Genomic DNA, 9,809 nt, shown 5'->3' with positions numbered 1-9,809 from the left:
CTGTGACAATCGGGGCTATACTGCCTTTGTTTGCTCTGCAGGCATACAGATACCATAGAAATATGATCTTTGTACATGCCCGAACCGTTTCGGGTCGGTGCAGAGGTCTGTCTTCGGGACTTCGGAGGGAAATGCGAGGGTTTATCACCTCTTGCCGCTAATACTGAAGTCCAAGATTTTGATGGGGAACCGAAACCACTCGGATGGGAGCGTCGGTTCTGACGTTGGCACTGGCAATGCGGAAATCTATTTAGTAACCGCTAATATCCTTTAAAAATAAGTCGAACATAAGTGTGCTTTGAAAAGCAAAACTGAGGTATCAGTTTGCCTACTTCAAGAAATTAATTCTGGTTGATCCTGCCAGAGGTCACTGCTATCGGGGTTCGATAAGCCATGCGAGTTGAGAGGGTTTAGACCCTCAGCGGACTGCTCAGTAACACGTGGATAACCTGCCCTAAGGTGGAGAATAACCCCGGAAACTGGGGATAATACTCCATAGATTAGAGATACTGGAATGTTCTCTAGTCGAAAGCTCCGGCGCCTTAGGATGGATCTGCGGTCGATTAGGTTGTTGTTGGGGTAACGGCCCAACAAGCCTGTAATCGATACGGGTTGTGGGAGCAAGAGCCCGGAGATGGAATCTGAGACACGATTCCAGGCCCTACGGGGCGCAGCAGGCGCGAAAACTTTACAATGCAGGAAACTGTGATAAGGGAACCCCGAGTGCCCGTATACGCGGGCTGTCCAGGTGTTTAAAACGCATCTGAAGAAAGGGCCGGGCAAGACCGGTGCCAGCCGCCGCGGTAATACCGGCGGCTCGAGTGGTGGCCACTTTTATTGGGCTTAAAGCGTCCGTAGCTGGACCCTTAAGTCTCTTGGGAAATCCGCCGGCTTAACCGGCGGGCGTCTAAGAGATACTGGGGGTCTAGGGACCGGGAGAGGTGAGAGGTACTCCGGGGGTAGGAGTGAAATCCTGTAATCCCCGGGGGACCACCTATGGCGAAGGCATCTCACCAGAACGGCTCCGACAGTGAGGGACGAAAGCTGGGGGAGCGAACCGGATTAGATACCCGGGTAGTCCCAGCCGTAAACTATGCGCGTTAGGTGTACTGGTGACCACGAGTCACTGGGTGCCGAAGGGAAACCGTGAAACGTGCCGCCTGGGAAGTACGGTCGCAAGGCTGAAACTTAAAGGAATTGGCGGGGGAGCACCACAACGGGTGGAGCCTGCGGTTTAATTGGACTCAACGCCGGAAATCTCACCGGATAGGACAGACATATGATAGCCGGGCTGAAGACTCTGCTTGATGATCTGAGAGGAGGTGCATGGCCGTCGTCAGTTCGTACTGTGAAGCATCCTGTTTAGTCAGGCAACGAGCGAGACCCACGCCAACAGTTGCTAGCTTGTTCTCCGGAACGATGAGGACACTGTTGGGACCGCCTCTGCTAAAGAGGAGGAAGGAATGGGCAACGGTAGGTCAGCATGCCCCGAATTATCCGGGCTACACGCGGGCTACAATGGGCAGGACAATGGGTATCGACACCGAAAGGTGAAGGCAATCTCTTAAACCTGTCCCAAGTTCGGATTGTGGGCTGTAACTCGCCCACATGAAGCTGGAATCCGTAGTAATCGCGTTTCAAACATAGCGCGGTGAATGCGTCCCTGCTCCTTGCACACACCGCCCGTCAAACCATCCGAGTGAGGTTTGGATGAGCCTGTGGTTTTTGCCGCAGTCGAATCTAGGTTTCGCAAGGAGGGTTAAGTCGTAACAAGGTAGCCGTAGGGGAATCTGCGGCTGGAATCACCTCCTAAAGAACTGGGTATGCGGTTATTAAATAGAACGTAAAATTGCTGGTGTCAACAGGATATGGGCTTATAGCTCAGCTGGAAGAGCGCGGCGTTTGCAACGCCGAGGCCAGGGGTTCAAATCCCCTTAAGTCCATTGCCTGGTAATCAGATGTGTCCTTCGTGACATCTATTGTCTGAGAACCAGGCTACCAATGCACCCGGAGACGTGAGTTTCCGGGGAAGGGCCGAGAGTCCACAAGACTCTTAGAGGCTGTGTAAAGGTGTGCACATTGGACGTTAAATGAGTTTTAACGGACACAATCAAAAAGACATAGCTGATACAAACCTGTCAGTGGATGGCTCGGTTCGAGTGCCGATGAAGGGCGTGCCAAGCTGCGATAAGCTCCGGGTAGGCGCATGGAACCTATGATCCGGAGATACCCTAATGGGACCTCCTGCTTCTTCGGAAGCGATCCGTAAGGATTGGGAACCCCCCGAATTGAAACATCTCAGTAGGGGGAGGAAGAGAAATCAAACGAGATGTCGTTAGTAAAGGCGATCGAAAACGACATAGTTCAAACCGAATCCCTTCGGGGACATGTGGTGTTGTGAGCCTTCCGTTTAACCAAACATCCGAAGCGGAAATAATTCTGGAACGGTTTGCCACAGAGGGTGATAGCCCCGTACGCATACCGATGTTTGGTGAGGAAGTGTCTCGAGTAGTGCGGGTTGGAATTCTCGCATGAACCTGGGGGTCATCAACCTCCAAAACTAAATACTCCTCGAAACCGATAGCGCAATAGTAGCGTGAGCGAAAGCTGAAAAGTAACCCTGGAAAGGTGGTTAAAAGTGCCTGAAACTGATAGGTGATAGTGTGTTGTGGCATGAAAGGATCTTTACGTTGAAAGAACCCGTCGCGAGGCGGTAGTATGGGATGTATTGCCGGTGTCACAACTTACGTTTTGAAGAACGGGCCAGAGAGTTTATTCTGTTGGCGAGGTTAACCGGTAAGGGAAGCCGAAGCGAAAGCGACAAGTCCGTAGCATTCGTGCATGGGACGACGTATTAATCGTGCGTGTAGTCGACAGGATAAGACCCGAAGCCCAGTGATCTATGCGTGGGCAGGCTGAAGGGTGACGAAAGTTGCGTGGAGGGCCGAAGCGGTATTGATATGCAAATCATTCGTGTGACCTGCGTATAGGGGTGAAAGGCCAATCGAACTGGGCATCAGCTGGTTCCTCTCGAAACATGCCGTAGCATGACCTGGCTGGAGATAGACGGTGAGGTAGAGCACTGATTGGAGGAGTTGGGGGAGAAATCCCTCACCTTCCTGTCAAACTCCGAATTCCCCGTCGTCGTAGAAGGCTGGAAGTCCGCACTACGGGGTAAGCTTGTAGTGCGTAAGGGAGACAACCCAGACTGTGGTTAATGTCCCTCAGTGTAGGTTAAGTGTCAATACTAAAAGATGTCCTAGGCCAAAGACAACTGGAAGGTGAGCTTAGAAGCAGCTACCCTTTAAAAAGTGCGTAACAGCTTACCAGTCGAGGTTTAGGGCGCTGAAAATGGACGGGGCTAAAACCTACCACAGATACCACAGACCACCGTAAGGTGATGGCGTAGAGAGGCGCTCTGCATGGGCGGAAGCAGGGGTGTAAGTTCCTGTGGACCGTGCAGAATTGAGAATTCTGGCACTAGTAGAAGCATAGTTAGGTGAGAATCCTAACCGCCGAAGGGGCTAGGTTTCCTCGGCAATGTTCGTCAGCCGAGGGTTAGTCGGTCCTAAGTTATACCGTAATTCGAGTATAGCGAAAGGGAAACAGGTTAATATTCCTGTACCATCTGATTGTAGTTAACTTCGGTTAACCCTGACGTTTCTGGATATGCTTTGCAGGGCTGTCGCCCTGTCTAATCGTATAAACTCCTGGAGAACCGTAATGGTGAGAATTGAGTGAAAGCGTGATGGAGTAATAAAGCAAACTCCTGGAACCCGTGAAAAGGGAATCAGATGTCCGTACCGAGATCTGACACAGGTGCCCCTAGCTGAGAAGGCTAAGGCGTGTCGGTTTAATTGTGTTTAGGGAATTCGGCAAAATGGCCCCGTACCTTCGGAAGAAGGGGTGCCTGCCCAGCGATTGGGCAGGTCGCAGTGACCAGGGGGCTCCGACTGTCTAATAACAACATAGCAGACTGCAACTCCGAAAGGACTAGTATAGTCTGTGATTCCTGCCCAGTGCAGGTATCTGAAAACCGGGTTCAACCGGACGAAGGACCTGTAAACGGCGGGGGTAACTATGACCCTCTTAAGGTAGCGTAGTACCTTGTCGCTTAATTGGCGACTTGCATGAATGGATTAACGAGAGCCCCACTGTCCCAAACACAAGTCCGTTGAACATTTTATCCTAGTGCAAAGGCTAGGGACTCCAAATGGGAAGTGAAGACCCCGTGGAGCTTTACTGCAGCCTGTTGTTGTGTTACGGTATTCATTGCGCAGTGTAGATGGGAGATGTCGATCCAGCCCTTGTGGGGGCTGGTTAGTCAACAATGAGACACCATCCTTTGTTTACTGTAACACTAACTCCTCGTGAGGACATCGGTAGGTAGGCAGTTTGGGTGGGGCGCCACACCCTCGAAAAGGTATCAAGGGTGCCCCAAGGTCAACTCATGTGAGTCAGAAACTCACAGAAGAGTGTCAAGAGCAAAAGTTGGCCTGACGTGAACACGCATAGCAAGTGTTCGCGAGAGGAAACTCGGGTCTAACGAACCAATACGCGCTTTTGATGAGTGCTATTGACGACAGAAAAGCTACCCCGGGGATAATTGAGTCGTCACCGGCAAGAGCACATATCGACCCGGTGGCTTGCTACCTCGATGTCGGTTCTTTCCATCCTGGCTGTGCAGCAGCAGCCAAGGGTGAGGTTGTTCGCCTATTAAAGGGGATCGTGAGCTGGGTTTAGACCGTCGTGAGACAGGTCGGTTACTATCTATTTGGAGTGTTAGAGGTCTGAGGGTAAGACGGAAATAGTACGAGAGGAACTTTCCGTCGTCGCCACTGGTATACCGGTTGTCCGACAGGGCAGTGCCGGGTGGCTACGCGATAATGGATAAAAGCTGAAAGCATCTAAGCTTGAAACCAGACCTGAAAAGAGACCTCGTCTGAGGGCATGGATAAAAGATCCGTTTGATAGGCTCGGGATGTGAGCACGAAGGTAACGACGTGTTAAGTCCACGAGTACTAACGCCCAAATCAGCTAACACTGATTAATCGTCCGTTAAAACTCAGACGAATTTCAATGTGCACACCACACTATACAACCTCTGTATTTGCGGCCATAGCAGCGGGGCAACACCCGGACCCATACCGAACCCGGAAGTTAAGCCCGTTCACGTAGTGTGTGGTACTGAGTTGCGAGAGCGCTCGGGAAGCACACCACGCTGCAAATGCTCATACTAAATGAGGAAATCTGTTCTGTATCTGTTATGCAAAGGAGCGTGAGCGCTTCGAAACGATTCTTTCTGTGGTACATCTCTGCACTGTTCTGTGACATTCTGTTCTGTATACATCTGATACAAAAGAGTGTGAGTGTCCGAAAATCTGAAAAAGTTGTATATGAATGACCTGTGATGCGAGAGTTCTGTTTTATTAATTGTACGCTGTTGAGCGATGGCGCTTGGTTTCTCTGTCTGGTAAATTACCATTTAACAGGATTTGATTTTTTTTGTGATTAGATTGTATGAATTTCCATAGAAATTCATTGATTGCCCCAAATTGTTTTCTTCCCATGTTTTTCGTATCACAGAGTGGGGTGCTATTGAAATACAATTGTATGCAGGAGCAATGGATATGCGTAAATTGATTTCACTCATCTTATCGAATCCACCTGAGGCGGTGATGATCAAATAAAAGATCTCAATGCTGTATACGAGCCATCTGAACGATTTTGATTACTTTCACACTCCGCACGGCTATCCTTTATGGTATATTATATTCAGGTTAATTTCAGGAGAGGATTATGCTAAAAAAGGCAGGATATGTCCAAACCCGGCGTAGAATGATACGTGACTGTGATAATCAGGAAAATAATATTATTGAGGTTATTATCCATGGCACTAAATTTGGTATCAGGCTATCGGAATTGTATCAGGCTATGAGCGGAATTCGTTCTGGACGAATTGAACCAATACGCAATAATGCTGAATGCCGCTTATGCGGTACAGCAGGAAAGGTATTTGCGTCATCATCAGGGAAAGCAGTAAACATAACACTGAATAACGGTGACAGGTTTACTGTTTCTCAACGTTCACTTCGGCACGTCCTTGCGCAATGTGGCAGATATGCGCCTTTGTACTCTGTCCCCCGGACTGTTCCTGTGGATATGCAAACCGTGTTTTCAGGAGATACCGATTATGGAAACGTATCTGTGATTTGCTGAATGTTTTTTGAGATATTCGTTGTCTTCTGTTTTCGGATAATGGGATATATTTCATGAATACCGTAGAAGAAAGATTACATAGAAGATCGAAATCCCATGTCATCGTATCTTTTCTATCAGGGGAAAAATACTATTTTATCAGGGTTGCTGAAAAACAGGTTGATATCTTCAAAGCGCGTGTACCTTTCATATTCACGTTTTTTAATGATGAATAGTTTATTATTATGCGATTATTTGGTGATTTTCGGCTTAAAATAGCATGAAATATCTAATGATTAAATCCAGAAAACAATGTTTTTATCCTAGTAGTGCTAATATTGTTAGGCAACACGGATGCCAAGGTGGCGGAGCGGCCACGCGGCTGCCTGCAGAGCAGCTATACTCCAGTTCAAATCTGGACCTTGGCTTTAGAAATTCTTTAAGGGATTTCGACGCAGGGCAATATTGTCCTGTATTTGCGGCCATAGCAGCGGGGCAACACCCGGACCCATACCGAACCCGGAAGTTAAGCCCGTTCACGTAGTGTGTGGTACTGAGTTGCGAGAGCGCTCGGGAAGCATACCACGCTGCAAATGCTCATAAAAGATGAAACAACTGTTCTATAACTGTTATAATAAGAGCGCAAGCTCTTTGCAGCGACACGATACAATAAATGCCTTGAATCAAAATGAGCATTCTGTTCTGTATATGCGATACAAAAGAACGTGAGTGTCGCGCATAATTGTATTACTTGTCCGCGCAAACGAGATGTTGTTTTGTTCCAATGTTGTCAGACCCTGGAGAGTGGACACCCCGAAAGATATATTCTGGTGCTTCTGGTGTTGTGACGTGATGGGGAAATAAGTGAATTATTATCTTGAAGTATATGCGGAACTGATTGTCCGGCAAAAAATGAATTCAGTTTTGATTCCGTTTGAGCCGTTTTAACTGCCGCAATATCATCTCTCTTCGTACAATAAGCACGCTCGCAAGCACACCGACAAAGATATTGAAATAGTACAGGATGAGCCGCCAGAGAAGAACAAATACCCCGACAATTGATGATGGGACAAACAATCCATAGAGGGATGTGGCTGAGATTTCTGCAATCCCCGAACTTCCCGGGGTCAGGGGAACCATCATAATAATTGCAATGATCAGCTGCACGATAAATGATTCAATGAAAAACGGTTTTGACCCGATGGCAATGAGAATAAATGATGCAATTAAAAATTCAAAGACCCAGTAAATCGTGGTAAGTGCAAATCCCCACACCAGTCCTTTTTTTGCTTTGCTGGCGAACTTGGCGAGTGCACTGTTAAAGTTATCAACTTCCGAATCAATGGAATGCATCAGTTTATCCACTTTTTCTGATTTCCATCGTTTCGTAAGCCAACCGGATATCTTAAACAGAATTCGTTTCAAAAATTCAGGATGGCGGATTGAATAGATGAACAGAATCATAAAGCAGATGAGTATGACCCATATCACCAGTAATGGTGTCGTCAGATTCACATCCAGCGTTGCAAACTGAAATACCAGCAGGATAAATGCAAATATACCAATTAATCCCAGAACAATTCCATCGATGACCCGTTCCATGATCACAACGGCTGTTGCATCACCTACCGGTACGTCTGCCCGATAGAGTTCATGAATTCTGACCGGCTCTCCTCCTGCCTGTGAAGGGGTGATCGCTGCCACCAATAGGTTTGCAAATACTGCGTTGAGTGCATGGAGAAACGGAACATGGTAGCCCAGCGATTGTGACATCATTTTCAGTCTCATACCCCACGCCATCAGTGCAATAATGTGGAGGACCAATGCCAGAAGTAAAAAAGTGTAATTGACATTCTTTAGATAGGTGATGGTCTCATCGTCAATGGTAAACCAAAGAACACCAATAAGCACAAGTGTGCTGAAACCAACAGAGAAGGCCAACCATTTCCATTGTGAACTTTCCATGTATTTGTGTACTCCATTTCCACCGGGTTGATGAATCACCTAAGTTTTTCCGGCAAACTATAAACTCTTTGTACTTTAAACCGTGAATAATTCTGGGTTTTTTACCACTTTGAGGATACCTGTTCGCACACCTGCATCAATCCAGCCGTACGCATAACTGAGAAGCGCAAGTCCGTCTGCAAGATTGGCCGCTTCTGTTTCAATACTGCCTGCAATATAATATTGGTGTGTAATTGTGCAGATTTCCTTCCCTGCAGGGTAAAGCGGAAGTTCAGGTTCAGAATTTATGCACACGGATGAAAGCGCACTGGCAAGCATACGCTGATATCTGAATGTTTTCTCGTTCAGGTGTTCTGAAAGAGCTTCGGGTATATCCGGTGTACAGCCTTTCGGGGGGATGCCCATTGGATGGTTTGTGAAAAGACCTGCTGCGACTCCGGTGTCCAGCCAGCCGCTCCCATAGGCAAAAGATGCCAGTGCATTCACTTCATCGCCTTTGTCCAGAAAAACAAATCCGTCTGAAGCATATGCGTGCACCATTTCAAGAACATCGCTTGCTACTTTTGCAAGCCAGGTATTTTCCGGAACAACAATTACCGTTGTTTCTGTCCTTCCAGAAAAGGTTCTGCCGTATTCCTCAATCATGGTAACCAGCAAATGTCCGGATATAATCCTCCTCTATTGGATGGAGCTCGGCAGGGACGACGAGCACATGGAGAGGTGGGCCGAAATCCGCATTTACAAGTGTCTCCGCATTGCCAGCTATAACCGTCGGGTTCTCACTGCCGGCGCGTGCGATGCCGATAAAGAGCTTCGGTAACGGTTCATTTTTCTTCTCAGCCATTGCTGATATAAGACGGACTGCCTCAGGGACTGACATATATCTTTCAGACTGGATATCGAGGTATACAAGTGTGTGTAGATTTAGTTTGAGGTTCGCTGATATTGTCTCATATGGGGTAAGAGGAAACCAGTTTTCTGTTGGGTACGGGACTGAACATGATTTTCCAAACCGATAATTCTGTAAGCCTGAGAGGCCACATACGGCACTGATTATTGAAGATGAATGAATGATCTCAGTTTTTATCCCACGTTCTGCCGCCCGTATACGGAGATCTGCATGCGTGGTTGATACCATTGGATCCCCTCCGGTAAGAAATACAACAGGACCTTCTTTGGCATATTCAAGAATTGTATCCGGATGCTGTTCAACATCTTCACGGCCCAGAACCGTGACGGTTTTTCCGTATTGATCTTCCATTTCACAGATCTTTATCCCCATCAGGCGTGATGTATAGCCTTCCAGAAAGATATGGTCTGCTTCCCTGATTTTCCTGAGACCTTTAAGGGAGATGTCTTCCCCGTCATACAGACCGAGTCCTACGAATGAGAGCATTTTATTCACCTGTCTATTACTATTGGGGACTTTCTTTGAATAATGGTGGTGATCTGATAAGAAAGCGTGCATACCTTCCAGATATATGAAATGGGTTTTTGCGCAGATCATGGATGTTCGGTGAGAAGGAACCGAATGATATTATCTACCTATAATGAAAAAATGTATGAACTGTACTAGTGTCGGATGCTGAATGTACCATTCACCAGCATGATACCAATTCCGATCGGGTAAATTAGGGTGTTTTATG

The 9,809-nt window shown here is 47.4% G+C and carries 4 protein-coding genes, 2 tRNA genes and 4 rRNA genes; 7 read left to right on the top strand and 3 right to left on the bottom strand.

What is annotated here, in order from left to right; all coding sequences use genetic code 11:
• Positions 1-344: 344 nt before the first annotated feature.
• The 7 genes from OU421_RS12980 (at position 345) to rrf (OU421_RS12950) (ending at position 6,794) form a co-directional block, all read left to right on the top strand.
• A 16S ribosomal RNA gene (locus OU421_RS12980) occupies positions 345-1,811 on the top strand.
• A 59-nt stretch (positions 1,812-1,870) separates the two neighbouring features.
• Positions 1,871-1,943 (top strand) — tRNA-Ala (locus OU421_RS12975).
• A gap of 174 nt (positions 1,944-2,117) precedes the next feature.
• Positions 2,118-5,044, top strand: a 23S ribosomal RNA gene (locus tag OU421_RS12970).
• A gap of 64 nt (positions 5,045-5,108) precedes the next feature.
• Positions 5,109-5,230: ribosomal RNA gene (gene rrf, locus OU421_RS12965) — 5S ribosomal RNA — on the top strand.
• A 569-nt stretch (positions 5,231-5,799) separates the two neighbouring features.
• Positions 5,800-6,219 (top strand): hypothetical protein, encoded by a 420-nt coding sequence (locus tag OU421_RS12960; protein ID WP_268186524.1) that lies wholly within the window; start codon positions 5,800-5,802, stop codon positions 6,217-6,219.
• A 335-nt stretch (positions 6,220-6,554) separates the two neighbouring features.
• Positions 6,555-6,626 (top strand) — tRNA-Cys (locus OU421_RS12955).
• Positions 6,627-6,672: 46 nt separating this feature from the next.
• Positions 6,673-6,794: ribosomal RNA gene (gene rrf / locus OU421_RS12950) — 5S ribosomal RNA — on the top strand.
• The 16S, 23S and 5S rRNA genes sit together here with 2 tRNA genes alongside, the layout of an rRNA operon.
• A 322-nt stretch (positions 6,795-7,116) precedes the next feature.
• Here rrf (OU421_RS12950) and OU421_RS12945 read toward each other — a convergent pair.
• From OU421_RS12945 to dph5, 3 genes are all read right to left on the bottom strand, one after another.
• Positions 7,117-8,163, bottom strand: coding sequence for a lysylphosphatidylglycerol synthase transmembrane domain-containing protein (locus tag OU421_RS12945; protein WP_268186523.1), 1,047 nt, complete (start codon positions 8,161-8,163; stop codon positions 7,117-7,119).
• A 75-nt stretch (positions 8,164-8,238) separates the two neighbouring features.
• Positions 8,239-8,808 (bottom strand): DUF357 domain-containing protein, encoded by a 570-nt coding sequence (locus OU421_RS12940; protein ID WP_268186522.1) that lies wholly within the window; start codon positions 8,806-8,808, stop codon positions 8,239-8,241.
• Positions 8,801-9,559 carry a diphthine synthase gene (gene dph5 / locus OU421_RS12935; protein ID WP_268186521.1) on the bottom strand — a complete coding sequence of 253 codons (759 nt, stop codon included), beginning with the start codon at positions 9,557-9,559 and terminating at the stop codon, positions 8,801-8,803. The genes OU421_RS12940 and dph5 overlap by 8 nt, the downstream gene beginning before the upstream one ends.
• Between the last annotated feature and the right edge of the window lie 250 nt (positions 9,560-9,809).

It is taken from the genome of Methanogenium organophilum, from assembly GCF_026684035.1.
Classification (GTDB): Archaea; Halobacteriota; Methanomicrobia; order Methanomicrobiales; family Methanomicrobiaceae; genus Methanogenium; species Methanogenium organophilum.
This window is presented reverse-complemented; position numbering and strand designations above follow the sequence as displayed.

What these genes read in the sequence shown, in the direction of transcription:
- OU421_RS12960 (WP_268186524.1), top strand. Translation starts at nt 5,800, where the DNA reads ATGCTAAAAAAGGCAGGATATGTCCAAACCCGGCGTAGAATGATACGT.
- OU421_RS12945 (WP_268186523.1), bottom strand. Translation starts at nt 8,163, where the DNA reads ATGGAAAGTTCACAATGGAAATGGTTGGCCTTCTCTGTTGGTTTCAGC.
- OU421_RS12940 (WP_268186522.1), bottom strand. Translation starts at nt 8,808, where the DNA reads ATGATTGAGGAATACGGCAGAACCTTTTCTGGAAGGACAGAAACAACG.
- dph5 (WP_268186521.1), bottom strand. Translation starts at nt 9,559, where the DNA reads ATGCTCTCATTCGTAGGACTCGGTCTGTATGACGGGGAAGACATCTCC.